This window comes from Pseudomonas sp. BBP2017 (assembly GCF_003024385.1).
Lineage (GTDB): Bacteria > Pseudomonadota > Gammaproteobacteria > Pseudomonadales > Pseudomonadaceae > Aquipseudomonas.
This window is the reverse complement of sequence record NZ_PVZN01000014.1, coordinates 64,899-80,127: the sequence shown is the minus strand read 5'-3', so window position 1 is coordinate 80,127 and position 15,229 is coordinate 64,899. Positions and strand designations below refer to the sequence as shown.

Genomic DNA, 15,229 nt, shown 5'->3' with positions numbered 1-15,229 from the left:
CACATGAATCCTGATACTCCTCTGCAGCTTCTGGGCGGCCTCACTGCCCGCGAATTCATGCGCGACTACTGGCAGAAAAAACCTCTGCTGGTGCGCCAGGCCTTCACCGACTTCGAAAGCCCGATCGACGCCGACGAACTGGCCGGCCTGGCCCTTGAAGAAGAAGTCGAATCGCGCCTGGTCATCGAACACGGCGAGCGTCCATGGGAATTGCGTCGCGGCCCATTCGAAGAGGACACCTTCAGCACCCTGCCCGAGCGTGACTGGACCCTGCTGGTGCAGGCGGTGGACCAGTTTGTGCCCGAAGTCCACGAACTACTGGAACACTTCCGCTTCCTGCCGAGCTGGCGCATCGACGACGTCATGATCAGCTTCGCCGCTCCAGGTGGCAGCGTCGGTCCGCACTTCGACAACTACGATGTGTTCCTGCTGCAAGGCCAGGGCAAGCGCAACTGGAAAATCGGCCAGATGTGCGACAGCGACAGCCCGCTGCTCGAGCACGCCGATTTGCGCATCCTGGCTGAGTTCGAGCAAAGCGAAGAGTGGACCCTGGAACCGGGCGACATGCTTTACCTGCCGCCGCGCCTGGCCCACTACGGCATCGCCGAAGACGACTGCCTGACCTACTCGGTGGGCTTCCGCGCACCAAGCGCCGCTGAAGTACTGACCCACTTCACCGACTTCCTCAGCCAGTTCCTGCCTGACGAAGAGCGCTACACCGACGCCGACGCCCAGCCGGTCGGCGACCCGCACCAGATCCAGCACGATGCCCTCGGCCGCCTGAAGAACCTGCTGAGCGAGCACATGGGCGACGAACGTCTGCTGCTGACCTGGTTCGGCCAGTTCATGACCGAGCCACGCTACCCGGAACTGGTCAGCGGCGAACCGCTGGACGAAGCAGAACTGATCGAGAGCCTGGCCCAGGGCGCGATCCTGATCCGCAACCCGAGCGCCCGCCTGGCCTGGTCGGAAGTCGATGACAACCTGCTGCTGTTCGCCAGCGGTCAGAGCCGTCTGCTGCCAGGTGACCTGCGCGAATTGCTGAAACTGATCTGCGCCGCCGATGCCTTGCATATTGAGAACCTTGAGCAGTGGCTTGAAAACGACCAAGGCATTACCTTGATCTGCGAACTGGTCAAACAAGGAAGCTTGGGGTTTGCCAATGAATAAGATCCGGGTCCGCCTCGCCGACTGGCACAAAGACAACGCCGACATCCGCCGCATCCGCGAAGCCGTGTTCATCGCCGAACAATGCGTACCGCCAGAACTGGAGTGGGATGCCGACGACGACAGCGCCGTGCACTTCCTCGCCCTGGAAGGCGACTACGCCATCGGCACAGCCCGCCTGCTGGCCGACGGCCAGATTGGTCGGGTATCGGTACTCAAGGACTGGCGCGGCCTGAAAGTCGGCGATGCGCTGATGCAGGCGGTTATCGTCGAAGCACAGAACCGCGACCTCAAGCAGCAAATGCTCAGCGCCCAGGTGCAGGCTACGCCGTTCTACGAGCGCCTTGGCTTCAAGGTGGTCAGCGAAGAATTCCTCGAAGCGGGCATTCCGCACGTGGACATGGTTCGCGAATCGCGCGAACTGGCCTGACTACCCATCGCGGGGCAAGCCCGCTCCCACCGGCCCTGGTGGGCGGGCTTGCCCCGCGATGAACCCAGCAAAACCCCTACAAATTTGCCATCATGTCCACTCCACCCGCGGAGATCATGGACATGCCGCTACGCCCCCTACTTGCCTCCCTGCTTCTGTCGTTCAGCCTGAGTGCGCTGGCCGCCACTGAAGTCCTGCCGCTGAACCACCGCACCAGCGCCGAACTGCTCCCCACTGCACAATCGTTCATCGGCAAGAATGGCAGCGTCAGTGCCTTTGAAAACAAGCTGATCGTCAACGCCGACTCCGAGCGCATCGACGACCTGCGTACCCTGCTGCAACAACTGGATACTGCACCACGACGCCTGATGATCAGCGTCGACAACAACGACAGCAACTTCCAGGATAACCGCGGCAACGCCCGCGTCATCCGCTACGGCACCGCCAACCGTGACGGTGGCCTGCAGCAGGTACAAGCCACCGAAGGCAGCCCGGCACTGATCCAGGTCGGCCAGAGTATTCCAATCACCAGCACCAGCACCGATGGCTTTGGCCGTGTGCAAAGTGACACCGAATACCGCAACGTCACTCAGGGCTTTTACGTCACTGCAAGCGTCAGCGGCGACGCTGTTAACCTGAGCATCAGCACCAACAATGACCGTATGAGTCTGGAACGCCCTGATGTAGTGAAGGTTCAAAGTACCGACACAAAAGTCAGCGGCAAGCTCGGTGAATGGATCACCCTCGCCGGTGTCAACCAGCAGAGCCAGTCCGAACGCAGTGCTTCAGCCCTCAGTTACAGCACTCAGCGCGGCGAGAACATGACTTTGCGGGTAAAAGTCGACGCATTGGACTGAACCCAGACAAATCAAGGCCTCGACCAAAGGCCTCGGAACTGACTGGTGAGTCGTATTAGACCAAAGATGTAGTGGATTGAAAAAAGCACTACAAAACATTTGACGACCTCAAACCGTCGAGGCATGATGGCCCCGCTCCCGCTAATCAGAGGCCCTGGCAAGGGCCTTCGAGCCGCGCTCTAACCTACCCACCTGAGCCGACTCGTGTCTGTACAGCCCACAAGGCAGTTTGACGAGATTGCGACTGGAACGAAGTTGTCCCGAGGGACGGAAGCGCATCAAAAGGCACCCGGCAGCACTGTTCACTGCAATTCGGCAACCACGAGCCACCCTGCAGCGAAAACCCGCCAACGCCTGCTCACTTCCTCTCTTCGAGCCCATCGTTCGACCGTCGCAACTTTCGCTGAACATGACTTACGCCAGGCTTCTGATCTGCGCTGTGTGAGCGAGAATTTTTACCCAAGACCGATGCGACGAGGTTTATTTCCATGGCACTGACACGCGAACAGCAAATTGCAGCCCTCGAAAAAGACTGGGCCGAGAACCCGCGCTGGAAAGGCGTGACCCGTACCTACACCGCCGCCGATGTCGTACGTCTGCGTGGCTCGGTCCAGCCTGAGCACACCCTGGCCCGCATGGGTGCCGAGAAGCTGTGGAAGCTGGTCACCCAGGGTGCACACCCGGCCTTCCGCCCGGAAAAAGATTTCGTCAACTGCATGGGCGCCCTGACCGGCGGCCAGGCGGTACAACAGGTTAAAGCCGGTATCCAGGCGATCTACCTGTCCGGCTGGCAAGTGGCCGCCGACAACAACTCGGCTGAGTCCATGTACCCAGACCAGTCGCTGTACCCGGTGGACTCGGTTCCAACCGTGGTCAAGCGCATCAACAACTCGTTCCGTCGCGCCGACCAGATCCAGTGGAAAGCCGGCAAGAACCCAGGTGACGACGGCTACATCGACTACTTCGCGCCGATCGTGGCTGACGCTGAAGCCGGTTTCGGCGGCGTCCTGAACGCCTACGAGCTGATGAAGAACATGATCGAAGCAGGCGCTGCCGGCGTTCACTTCGAAGACCAACTGGCCTCAGTGAAAAAATGCGGTCACATGGGCGGCAAGGTACTGGTGCCAACTCAGGAAGCCGTACAGAAGCTCAGCGCTGCCCGCCTGGCTGCTGACGTTGCTGGCGTACCGACCATCATCCTGGCCCGTACCGATGCCAACGCCGCAGACCTGCTGACCAGCGACTGCGACCCGTACGACCAGCCATTCGTGGTGGGCGAGCGCACCCAGGAAGGTTTCTACAAGGTACGTGCCGGCCTCGACCAAGCCATTGCTCGCGGCCTGGCCTACGCCCCGTACGCCGACCTGATCTGGTGCGAAACCGCCAAGCCGGACCTGGACGAAGCCCGTCGCTTCGCCGAAGCGATCAAGAAGGAATACCCGGACCAGATCCTGTCCTACAACTGCTCGCCTTCTTTCAACTGGAAGAAGAACCTGGACGACGCGACCATCGCCAAGTTCCAGCGCGAACTGTCGGCCATGGGCTACAAGCACCAGTTCATCACCCTGGCCGGTATTCACAACATGTGGCACGGCATGTTCAACCTGGCGCACGACTACGCCCGCAACGACATGACCGCCTACGTGAAACTGCAGGAACAAGAGTTCGCTGACGCCTCGAAAGGCTACACCTTCGTGGCCCACCAGCAAGAAGTCGGCACTGGCTACTTCGACGACATGACCACCGTGATCCAGGGTGGCAAGTCTTCGGTAACCGCACTGACCGGCTCGACTGAAGAAGAGCAGTTCCACTGATCAGTGATCGGTTGCTGAAATTCGGGTAACAGTCAAAACCCGGAGCCTGTGATGGGGCTCCGGGTTTTGTTTTCTGTGGCAGCCAGCCCACACAGCGCCCCTCGATTCGGCCGATTCGGCACTTTCCTATAATTCCCCATTGGCTATGCTAGGTGCACAACAACACCAAGGACTGGCCATGTTCCGCCCCTTCACCCTGCTCTTCCTGGCACTACTGGGCGCAACCTTCTATATATATGCCCTGGCCAGCGAGGATGCCCTGCTCGGCCTTGCGGTCAAACCGATTCCGGTGCTGGCCCTGATTGACTGGCTCTGCACCGCCGCACCCTCCCGCTACCGGCGCTGGATCATGATCGGCCTGGGCTTCTCGCTTCTGGGTGACATCCTTTTGGCCGTGCCTGGCGATCTGTTCGTGTTCGGCCTGGCGGCCTTCCTCTGCGCACACCTGGCCTACCTGCGCGGCTACCTGAGCGAAACGCGGCTACCGGCGATCTGGGCCCTGACCATCTCGCTGATTGTTGGCATGGCATTGCTGTCTTTGCTGATCAGTCATGGCCTGGGCGAGCTGCTGATCCCGGTAACGGTGTACGCCCTGGCCATTAGCGCCATGCTCTGGCGCGCCCTGGCCTGTGGTGGCATTGCCGCGCTGGGCGCCATCGCCTTCGTATTTTCCGACAGCCTGATCGGCATCGACCGCTTTGTCGGACAGTTCCAGGCCGCGCCCTACCTGATCATCCTCGCCTATTGGCTGGGACAGTGGGCAATTGCCGCCTCGGCCTACACCAGCCGACCAGCAAAAACCTTGATCCAGACCGCGGCAGGCCAGGATAAATTCGGTTAAAACACAGGGCCTGAAAACTTGCAGGTAACGCCAATGTCGCACAACTTTGTAGTTGACCTGAACAGTAGGACGAATTGCACACCAATAAATGATACCGATTATCATTTCGATATTGCGCATTCATTACGCATTGCAAGAAACATAATTAACAAAACCCGAGACAATGCCCGCCCCATGCGGCCTGCAGCGAGTTACGAAAGATTTTTGTTCTTAATCCTACGAATAAATTTGCTGCAGAAATTTTACTTGCACCGGGTTTACCCATAAAATCAGCACGATAGATTCCGCTGCGACATATCGTCACTGCTTTACTACTTTCCAAGCCGCAGAGACTGGTCTCTGTATAAGGATTTTCAGCATGCCCGATTCGACAGGACTCATCGCCCACAACTGGGGCTTTGCCATTTTCCTTTTGGGTGTCGTTGGCCTGTGCGCCTTCATGCTCGGTCTGTCCGCCCTGCTCGGCAGCAAGGCCTGGGGCCGCAGCAAGAACGAACCCTTCGAGTCCGGCATGCTGCCTACTGGCGGCGCACGCTTGCGCCTGTCAGCCAAATTCTATCTGGTCGCGATGCTCTTCGTGATTTTCGATATCGAAGCCCTCTTTCTCTTTGCATGGTCTGTGTCCGTCCGCGAAAGCGGCTGGACCGGATTCGTCGAAGCTCTCGTTTTCATAGCAATTCTGTTGGCAGGTCTTGTCTACCTTTGGCGCGTCGGGGCACTTGATTGGGCTCCCGAAGGTCGTCGCAAGCGGCAAGCGAAGCTGAAACAATGAGGCTTTGGCAATGCAATACAATCTCACCAGAATCGACCCGGATGCTCCCAACGAGCAATATCCAATCGGAGAGCGGGAAACCGTCTCCGATTCGCTGCTAGAGGACCAGGTCCACAAGAACATCTTCATGGGCAAACTTGAAGATGTGCTCAGTGGCGCGGTCAACTGGGGGCGTAAAAACTCCCTGTGGCCTTACAACTTCGGCCTCTCCTGCTGCTACGTGGAAATGACCACGGCTTTCACGGCACCCCACGACATCGCCCGCTTCGGCGCCGAAGTCATCCGGGCATCGCCGCGTCAGGCCGACTTCATGGTCGTCGCCGGTACCTGCTTCATCAAGATGGCGCCGATCATCCAGCGCCTGTACGAGCAGATGCTTGAACCCAAGTGGGTCATCTCCATGGGTTCGTGCGCCAACTCCGGTGGCATGTACGACATTTACTCGGTCGTTCAGGGGGTCGACAAGTTCCTCCCCGTGGATGTCTATGTCCCTGGTTGCCCGCCTCGCCCTGAAGCCTTCCTGCAAGGCCTGATGTTGTTGCAGGAGTCGATTGGCCAGGAGCGTCGTCCTCTTTCCTGGGTTGTCGGTGATCAAGGCATTTACCGTGCCGAGATGCCGTCGCAGAAAGAGCAACGCCGTGAACAGCGCATCCAGGTCACCAACCTGCGCAGCCCCGACGAAGTCTGATCCAGCTATCTGTTGCCTGCGCGTGCGCGACAGGCAGCCTGGCTTCATTCTCTACGTTGACCGAAAGCGACCGAGACCATGACAGCGGACACCGCTATTTATATCCCGCCTTACAAGGCTGACGACCAGGATGTGGTTGTCGAACTGAACAACAAGTTTGGCCCCGAGGCGTTCGTCGCCCAGGAAACCCGCACCGGCATGCCGGTGCTTTGGGTTACCCGTGCCAAACTCAAGGAAGTCCTGAGCTTCCTGCGCAATGTCGCCAAACCGTACAGCATGCTCTACGACCTGCATGGTGTGGACGAACGTCTGCGCACCCAGCGCCGTGGCCTGCCAGGTGCCGACTTCAGCGTGTTCTACCACCTGCTCTCGGTGGAACGGAACAGCGACGTGATGATCAAGGTGGCCTTGAGCGAAGGCGACCTGAACCTGCCGACCGTGACCGGTATCTGGCCGAACGCCAACTGGTACGAGCGCGAAGTCTGGGACATGTTCGGCATCGATTTCGCCGGCCACCCGCACCTGACCCGGATCATGATGCCGCCGACCTGGGAAGGTCACCCGCTGCGCAAAGACTACCCGGCGCGCGCCACCGAGTTCGATCCGTACAGCCTGACCCTGGCCAAACAACAGCTCGAGGAAGAAGCCGCGCGCTTCAACCCTGAAGCCTGGGGCATGAAGCGTTCTGGCGCCAACGAGGACTACATGTTCCTCAACCTCGGCCCGAACCACCCTTCGGCCCACGGTGCCTTCCGTATCGTCCTGCAGCTGGACGGTGAAGAGATCGTCGACTGCGTTCCGGACATCGGTTACCACCACCGTGGTGCCGAGAAGATGGCCGAGCGTCAGTCCTGGCACAGCTTCATTCCCTACACCGACCGTATCGACTACCTCGGCGGGGTAATGAACAACCTGCCGTACGTATTGGCAGTCGAGAAGCTGGCCGGCATTCAGGTGCCGCAGAAAGTCGACGTGATCCGCATCATGCTCGCCGAGTTCTTCCGGATCACCAGCCACTTGCTGTTCCTGGGTACCTACATCCAGGACGTCGGCGCGATGACCCCGGTGTTCTTCACCTTTACCGACCGTCAACGCGCCTACACCGTGATCGAAGCCATCACCGGTTTCCGTCTGCACCCGGCCTGGTACCGCATCGGTGGCGTCGCCCACGATCTGCCGCGCGGCTGGGAAAAACTGGTGAAAGACTTTGTCGATTGGCTGCCAAAGCGCCTCGACGAATACACCAAGGCAGCCCTGCAGAACAGCATTCTCAAGGGCCGGACCATAGGCGTTGCCCAGTACAACACCAAAGAAGCGCTGGAATGGGGCGTCACCGGTGCCGGCCTGCGTTCCACCGGTCTGGACTTCGACCTGCGCAAAGCCCGCCCTTACTCCGGCTACGAGAACTTCGAGTTCGAAGTACCGCTGGCCCACAACGGCGATGCCTACGATCGCTGCATGGTCCGTGTCGAGGAGATGCGCCAGAGTATCCGCATCATCGACCAGTGCCTGCGCAACATGCCGGAAGGCCCGTACAAAGCGGATCACCCGCTGACTACGCCGCCACCGAAAGAGCGCACCCTGCAGCACATCGAAACCCTGATCACCCACTTCCTGCAGGTTTCGTGGGGCCCGGTAATGCCGGCCAACGAATCCTTCCAGATGATCGAGGCGACCAAGGGCATCAACAGTTACTACCTGACGAGCGACGGCGGCACCATGAGCTACCGCACCCGGATTCGCACCCCGAGCTACCCGCACCTGCAGCAGATCCCTTCGGTGATCCGCGGCAGCATGGTCGCGGACCTCATTGCGTACCTGGGCAGTATCGACTTCGTTATGGCTGACGTGGACCGCTAAGCATGAACAACACGCTTATCCAAACCGACCGTTTCGCCCTGAGCGAAACCGAGCGCTCGGCCATCGAGCACGAGATGCATCACTACGAGGACCCGCGCGCGGCGTCCATCGAAGCCCTGAAGATCGTTCAGAAGGAGCGCGGCTGGGTGCCGGACGGCGCCATCTATGCCATCGGCGAAGTGCTCGGCATTCCCGCCAGCGACGTCGAAGGCGTAGCAACCTTCTATAGTCAGATCTTCCGTCAGCCGGTTGGCCGGCACATCATTCGCGTGTGCGACAGCATGGTCTGCTACATCGGCGGCCACGAGTCCGTGGTCAGCCAGATCCAGAGCGAGCTGGGTATTGGCCTGGGCCAGACCACCGCCGACGGTCGCTTCACCCTGCTGCCAGTGTGCTGCCTGGGTAACTGCGACAAGGCCCCGGCGCTGATGATCGACGACGACACCTTTGGCGATGTCCAGCCTGCTGGCGTCTCCAAGTTGCTGGAGGGTTACGTATGACCATCACTTCCTTCGGCCCGGCCAACCGCATTGCCCGCAGCGCCGAGACCCATCCGCTGACCTGGCGCCTGCGCGACGACGGCGAGCCGGTCTGGCTGGACGAGTACCAGGCCAAGGACGGCTACAGCGCCGCCCGCAAGGCCTTGGCGCAGATGTCCCAGGACGATATCGTCCAGACCGTAAAAGACTCCGGCCTCAAGGGCCGTGGCGGTGCGGGCTTCCCGACGGGCGTCAAATGGGGCCTGATGCCCAAAGACGAATCGATGAACATCCGCTACCTGCTGTGCAACGCGGATGAAATGGAGCCCAACACCTGGAAAGACCGCATGCTGATGGAGCAACAGCCCCATCTGCTGGTCGAGGGTATGCTGATCAGCGCCCGTGCGCTGAAGGCCTACCGTGGCTACATCTTCCTGCGTGGTGAATACACCACCGCAGCGAAGAACCTCAACCGCGCCATCGATGAAGCCAAGGCCGCAGGCCTCTTGGGCAAGAACATCCTCGGCAGCGGCTTTGACTTCGAGCTGTTCGTGCACACCGGTGCCGGGCGTTACATCTGCGGTGAAGAAACCGCACTGATCAACTCCCTCGAAGGCCGCCGCGCCAACCCACGCTCCAAGCCGCCCTTCCCGGCCGCTGTCGGCGTCTGGGGCAAGCCGACCTGCGTCAACAACGTCGAGACCCTGTGCAACGTGCCGGCCATCGTCGGCAACGGCGTCGACTGGTACAAGTCGCTGGCTCGCGAAGGCTCTGAAGACCACGGCACCAAGCTGATGGGCTTCTCCGGCAAGGTCAAGAACCCGGGCCTGTGGGAACTGCCATTTGGCGTTACCGCCCGTGAGCTGTTCGAAGACTACGCCGGCGGCATGCGCGACGGTTACAAGCTCAAGTGCTGGCAGCCTGGCGGCGCCGGTACCGGTTTCCTGCTGCCCGAGCACCTCGATGCACAGATGTATGCCGGTGGCATTGCCAAGGTCGGCACCCGCATGGGTACTGGCCTGGCCATGGCGGTGGACGACAGCATCAACATGGTCTCGCTGCTGCGCAACATGGAGGAGTTCTTCGCCCGCGAGTCGTGCGGCTGGTGCACCCCGTGCCGCGATGGCCTGCCGTGGAGCGTGAAGATGCTGCGCGCCCTGGAGAAGGGACAAGGCAAGGCGGAAGACATCGAGACCCTGCTGGGCCTGGTCAATTTCCTCGGCCCTGGCCGCACCTTCTGTGCTCACGCACCGGGTGCCGTAGAGCCGCTGGGCAGTGCCATCAAGTATTTCCGTCCGGAGTTCGAGGCCGGCGTCGCACCTGTTACAGGCAGCGAAGCCTTGCGCCCGAACCTGGCCAAGCCGATCCCGGCCGGGCCGATAGTCGTCGGCGCATAACAAATGAAATGCGGGGGGTCCGTGCCACCCGCTGCCTCGACGGCTCGCCAGGTAGTCCCTGCGCGGGCCGCAGGCACACAGCTTTCCATTAGCCACGCCCGCAGACGCGGGCCAACGAAGAACTTTGAACCATGGCCACTATCCACGTAGACGGCAAAGCGCTCGAAGTCAACGGTGCAGACAACCTGTTACAGGCGTGTCTGTCGCTCGGCCTCGACATCCCCTATTTTTGCTGGCACCCGGCGCTCGGTAGCGTCGGCGCCTGCCGCCAGTGCGCGGTCAAGCAGTACACCGACGAGAACGACACCCGCGGTCGTATCGTCATGTCCTGCATGACCCCAGCCACCGATGGCACCTGGATTTCCATCGACGACGAAGAGTCCAAGGCGTTTCGCGCCAGCGTCGTCGAATGGCTGATGACCAACCACCCGCACGACTGCCCGGTCTGTGAGGAAGGCGGTCACTGCCACCTGCAAGACATGACGGTAATGACCGGCCACAACGAGCGCCGCTACCGCTTCACCAAGCGTACCCACCAGAACCAGGAGCTCGGCCCGTTCATCGCCCACGAGATGAACCGCTGCATCGCCTGCTACCGCTGTGTGCGTTACTACAAAGACTACGCCGGTGGTACGGACCTTGGCGTGTACGGTGCTCACGACAACGTCTACTTCGGTCGCGTTGAAGACGGCACCCTCGAGAGCGAGTTCTCCGGTAACCTCACCGAGGTCTGCCCGACCGGTGTGTTCACCGACAAGACCCACTCCGAGCGCTACAACCGTAAATGGGACATGCAGTTCGCCCCGAGCATCTGCCATGGCTGCTCCAGCGGTTGCAACATCAGCCCGGGTGAGCGTTACGGCGAACTGCGCCGCATCGAAAACCGCTTCAACGGTTCGGTCAACCAGTACTTCCTCTGCGACCGTGGCCGTTTCGGCTATGGCTATGTCAACCGCGAAGACCGTCCACGTCAGCCCCTGCTGGCCGATGGCACCAAGCTGAGCCTGGACGCGGCGCTGGATAAAGCCGCCGACATGCTGCGCGGTCGCAACATCGTCGGTATCGGCTCGCCGCGTGCCAGCCTGGAAAGCAACTACGGCCTACGCGAGCTGGTCGGTGCCGAGCACTTCTACTCGGGTATGGAAGCCGGTGAACTGGCTCGCGTGCGCCTGGCCCTGCAGGTCCTCAACGACAGCCCGCTGCCGGTCCCAACCCTGCGCGAAATGGAAGACCACGACGCGGTGTTCGTCCTCGGCGAAGACCTGACCCAGACCGCTGCCCGCGTGGCCCTGGCCCTGCGCCAGTCGGTCAAGGGCAAGGCCGAAGCCATGGCCGATGCCATGCGTGTTCAGCCATGGCTGGATGCTGCAGTGAAGAACATCGGCCAGCACGCCATGTACCCACTGTTCATCGCCAGCCTGGCCGAAACCAAGCTCGATGACGTCGCCGAAGAATGCGTCCACGCAGCACCGGACGACCTGGCCCGTATCGGTTTCGCCGTGGCCCACGCCATCGACCCGAGCGCGCCAGCTGTCGAAGGCCTGGACGCCGAAGCCCTGGCCCTGGCCAAGCGCATCGCCGATGCCCTGGTTGCCGCCAACCGTCCGCTGGTGGTCGCCGGTACGTCGCTGGCCTCCAGTGCATTGATCGAAGCCGCCGCCAACATCGCCAAAGCCCTGAAGCTGCGTGAGAAGAACGGTTCCCTGAGCCTGGTGGTGCCTGAGGCCAACAGCCTGGGTATGGCCATGCTCGGTGGCGAGTCCGTCGACGCTGCTCTGGACGCAGTGATTAGCGGCAAGGCTGACGCTATCGTCATCCTCGAAAACGATCTGTACAGCCGCGTGCCTGCAGCCAAGGTCGACGCTGCCCTGGCCGCCGCCAAAGTGGTGATCGTCGCCGATCACCAGAAAACCGCGACCGTCGAGCGCGCTCACCTGGTACTGCCAGCCGCCACCTTCGCCGAAGGCGACGGTACCCTGGTCAGCCAGGAAGGCCGTGCCCAGCGTTTCTTCCAGGTGTTCGATCCAACCTACCTGGACAGCAGCATCCTGGTTCATGAAGGCTGGCGCTGGATGCACGCCCTGCGTTCAACCCTGCTCAACAAGCCGGTGGACTGGACCCAACTGGACCACGTTACCAGCGCTTGCGCCTCTGCCGCACCGCAACTGTCGGGTATCGTCAACGCCGCGCCGTCCGCGTCGTTCCGCATCAAGGGCATGAAGCTTGCGCGTGAGCCGCTGCGCTACTCCGGCCGCACCGCAATGCGCGCCAACATCAGCGTGCACGAGCCGCGGACCCCGCAAGACAAAGACAGCGCCTTCGCCTTCTCCATGGAAGGTTACTCGGGTTCGGCCGAACCGCGTTCGCAAGTGCCGTTCGCCTGGTCTCCGGGCTGGAACTCGCCGCAAGCCTGGAACAAGTTCCAGGACGAGGTCGGTGGTCACCTGCGTGCAGGCGACCCAGGCACCCGCCTGATCGAAACCGAGGGCGACAAGCTGAACTGGTTCGCCAGCGTACCGGCAGCCTTCTCCCCGGCCCGTGGTACCTGGCAGGTCGTGCCGTTCTACCACCTGTTCGGTAGCGAAGAGAACTCCTCGCGCGCCGCCCCAGTACAAGAGCGCATCCCGCAGGCCTATGTGGGCCTGGCCAAGTCCGAAGCCGACCGTCTGGGCGTCAACGAAGGTGCGATGCTCAGCTTGAACGTGGCAGGCCAGACCCTGCGTCTGCCATTGCGCATCAATGAAGAACTGGGCGCAGGCCTGGTTGCCCTGCCCAAAGGCCTGGCCGGCATCCCGCCTGCCATCTTCGGTGCATCCGTCGAAGGCCTGCAGGAGGCAGCACAATGACCTGGTTCACCCCTGAAGTGATCGACGTGATCATTACTGTCGTCAAGGCCGTCGTTATCCTGCTGGCCGTGGTGGTCTGCGGTGCGCTGCTCAGCTTTGTCGAGCGGCGTCTGCTGGGCTGGTGGCAGGACCGTTACGGTCCGAACCGCGTCGGCCCGTTCGGCATGTTCCAGATTGCAGCCGACATGCTGAAGATGTTCTTCAAGGAAGACTGGAACCCGCCCTTCGTCGACAAGATGATCTTCACCCTGGCGCCGGTCGTGGCCATGAGTGCCTTGCTGATCGCCTTCGCCATCATCCCGATCACCCCGACCTGGGGTGTCGCGGACCTGAACATCGGCGTGCTGTTCTTCTTCGCCATGGCCGGTCTGTCGGTGTACGCGGTACTGTTCGCCGGTTGGTCGTCGAACAACAAGTACGCCCTGCTCGGCAGCCTGCGGGCCTCGGCCCAGACTGTGTCGTACGAAGTGTTCATGGGCCTGGCGCTGATGGGTATCGTTGCCCAGGCCGGCTCGTTCAACATGCGCGACATCGTTGACTACCAGGCCCAGAACCTGTGGTTCATCATTCCGCAGTTCTTCGGTTTCTGCACCTTCTTCATCGCTGGCGTCGCCGTGACTCACCGTCACCCGTTCGACCAGCCGGAAGCAGAACAGGAACTGGCCGACGGCTACCACATTGAATATGCCGGCATGAAATGGGGCATGTTCTTCGTCGGTGAGTACATCGGCATCATCCTGGTATCGGCGCTGCTGGTAACCCTGTTCTTCGGTGGCTGGCACGGTCCGTTCGGCATCCTGCCGCAGATCCCGTTCATCTGGTTCGCCCTGAAGACCGCGTTCTTCATCATGCTGTTCATCCTGCTGCGCGCCTCGATCCCGCGCCCGCGCTATGACCAGGTGATGGACTTCGGCTGGAAGTTCTGCCTGCCGCTGACCCTGATCAATTTGCTGGTGACCGCTGCGCTCGTGTTGCTCAACACGCCAGCTGTTGCGGCCCAGTGAGGATTTGACCCATGTTCAAGTATATTGGCGACATCGTTAAGGGCACAGGCACCCAGCTGCGCAGCCTGGTGATGGTGTTCTCTCACGGTTTTCGCAAACGTGACACCCTGCAGTACCCCGAAGAGCCAGTCTACCTGCCGCCACGCTACCGTGGCCGCATCGTCCTGACCCGCGACCCGGATGGCGAAGAGCGCTGTGTAGCGTGCAACCTGTGTGCCGTGGCTTGCCCGGTCGGTTGCATCTCGCTGCAGAAAGCCGAAACAGAAGACGGTCGTTGGTACCCGGAGTTCTTCCGTATCAACTTCTCCCGTTGCATTTTCTGCGGCCTCTGCGAGGAAGCCTGCCCGACCACCGCGATCCAGCTGACGCCGGATTTCGAAATGGCCGAGTTCAAACGTCAGGATCTGGTGTACGAGAAAGAAGATCTGCTGATCTCCGGCCCCGGCAAGAACCCTGACTACAACTTCTACCGTGTTGCAGGTATGGCTGTTGCCGGCAAGCCGAAAGGTGCCGCGCAGAACGAAGCCGAGCCGATCAACGTGAAGAGCTTGCTCCCTTAAGGAAGAAAGATGGAATTCGCTTTCTATTTCGCATCCGGTGTTGCTGTGGTGTCCACCCTTCGGGTGATCACCAACACCAACCCCGTGCACGCCCTGCTCTACCTGATCATTTCGCTGATCTCCGTGGCGATGACCTTCTTCGCCCTCGGCGCTCCGTTCGCCGGTGTCCTGGAAGTGATCGCCTACGCTGGCGCCATCATGGTGCTGTTCGTCTTCGTGGTGATGATGCTCAACCTCGGGCCGGCTTCGGTCGCCCAGGAACGTGGCTGGCTCAAGCCGGGTATCTGGCTGGGACCAGTGGTCCTCGCCGCGCTGCTGCTGCTTGAGTTGCTGTACGTGCTGTTTGGCAACGAAAGTGGTGCCGGCATCGGCCACACCACGGTCGACGCCAAGGCCGTCGGCATCAGCCTGTATGGTCCTTACCTGCTGGTGGTGGAACTGGCCTCGATGCTGCTGCTCGCCGCAGCGGTGACGGCTTTCCACCTCGGCCGCAACGAGGCGAAGGAGTAATCAC

Annotated in this window: 14 protein-coding genes; all 14 read left to right on the top strand. The window is 61.1% G+C overall.

Translation table 11 applies throughout. The features are described 5' to 3' along the window. The first annotated feature begins 3 nt into the window (after positions 1–3). The 14 genes from C6382_RS17210 (at position 4) to nuoJ (ending at position 15,225) form a co-directional block, all read left to right on the top strand. Positions 4–1,170: a cupin domain-containing protein gene (locus tag C6382_RS17210; RefSeq protein WP_107025578.1), complete on the top strand. Its 1,167-nt coding sequence runs from the start codon at positions 4–6 to the stop codon at positions 1,168–1,170. Next, on the top strand, positions 1,163–1,597 hold the full coding sequence (locus C6382_RS17205; RefSeq protein ID WP_107025577.1) for a GNAT family N-acetyltransferase: 435 nt from the start codon (positions 1,163–1,165) through the stop codon (positions 1,595–1,597). Before C6382_RS17210 ends, C6382_RS17205 begins: the two co-directional genes overlap by 8 nt. 122 nt (positions 1,598–1,719) lie before the next feature. Beyond that, the gene (locus C6382_RS17200) at positions 1,720–2,454 is read left to right on the top strand and encodes a secretin N-terminal domain-containing protein (protein ID WP_256589125.1); all 735 of its coding nucleotides are present in this window, start codon (positions 1,720–1,722) and stop codon (positions 2,452–2,454) included. 488 nt (positions 2,455–2,942) lie between these two features. After that, the gene (gene aceA, locus C6382_RS17195; RefSeq protein ID WP_107025575.1) at positions 2,943–4,268 is read left to right on the top strand and encodes an isocitrate lyase; all 1,326 of its coding nucleotides are present in this window, start codon (positions 2,943–2,945) and stop codon (positions 4,266–4,268) included. A 178-nt stretch (positions 4,269–4,446) separates the two neighbouring features. Then, on the top strand, positions 4,447–5,109 hold the full coding sequence (locus tag C6382_RS17190; RefSeq protein ID WP_107025574.1) for a lysoplasmalogenase: 663 nt from the start codon (positions 4,447–4,449) through the stop codon (positions 5,107–5,109). Between the two features lie 358 nt (positions 5,110–5,467). Continuing rightward, positions 5,468–5,881 (top strand): NADH-quinone oxidoreductase subunit A, encoded by a 414-nt coding sequence (locus C6382_RS17185; RefSeq protein ID WP_010220397.1) that lies wholly within the window; start codon positions 5,468–5,470, stop codon positions 5,879–5,881. 10 nt (positions 5,882–5,891) lie between these two features. Next, a complete protein-coding gene (locus C6382_RS17180) occupies positions 5,892–6,569 on the top strand; it encodes an NADH-quinone oxidoreductase subunit B (RefSeq protein ID WP_107025573.1) in 678 nt (225 codons plus the stop codon). Between the two features lie 78 nt (positions 6,570–6,647). Next, positions 6,648–8,429, top strand: a complete 1,782-nt coding sequence (nuoC, locus tag C6382_RS17175; protein WP_107025572.1) for an NADH-quinone oxidoreductase subunit C/D — start codon at positions 6,648–6,650, stop codon at positions 8,427–8,429. A 2-nt stretch (positions 8,430–8,431) separates the two neighbouring features. Beyond that, the gene (gene nuoE / locus C6382_RS17170; protein WP_045188416.1) at positions 8,432–8,929 is read left to right on the top strand and encodes an NADH-quinone oxidoreductase subunit NuoE; all 498 of its coding nucleotides are present in this window, start codon (positions 8,432–8,434) and stop codon (positions 8,927–8,929) included. Continuing rightward, complete coding sequence (gene nuoF / locus C6382_RS17165) at positions 8,926–10,305, top strand: NADH-quinone oxidoreductase subunit NuoF (protein WP_107025571.1); 1,380 nt, start codon at positions 8,926–8,928, stop codon at positions 10,303–10,305. The genes nuoE and nuoF overlap by 4 nt, the downstream gene beginning before the upstream one ends. Positions 10,306–10,436: 131 nt before the next feature. Next, complete coding sequence (gene nuoG / locus C6382_RS17160; protein WP_107025570.1) at positions 10,437–13,151, top strand: NADH-quinone oxidoreductase subunit NuoG; 2,715 nt, start codon at positions 10,437–10,439, stop codon at positions 13,149–13,151. Continuing rightward, positions 13,148–14,155 (top strand): NADH-quinone oxidoreductase subunit NuoH, encoded by a 1,008-nt coding sequence (gene nuoH / locus C6382_RS17155; protein ID WP_107025569.1) that lies wholly within the window; start codon positions 13,148–13,150, stop codon positions 14,153–14,155. Before nuoG ends, nuoH begins: the two co-directional genes overlap by 4 nt. 11 nt (positions 14,156–14,166) lie before the next feature. Beyond that, on the top strand, positions 14,167–14,715 hold the full coding sequence (nuoI, locus tag C6382_RS17150; protein WP_009400993.1) for an NADH-quinone oxidoreductase subunit NuoI: 549 nt from the start codon (positions 14,167–14,169) through the stop codon (positions 14,713–14,715). Positions 14,716–14,724: 9 nt separating this feature from the next. Beyond that, entirely contained in the window at positions 14,725–15,225 is a 501-nt protein-coding gene (nuoJ, locus tag C6382_RS17145) for an NADH-quinone oxidoreductase subunit J (protein ID WP_107025568.1), read from the top strand. Positions 15,226–15,229 lie beyond the last annotated feature (4 nt).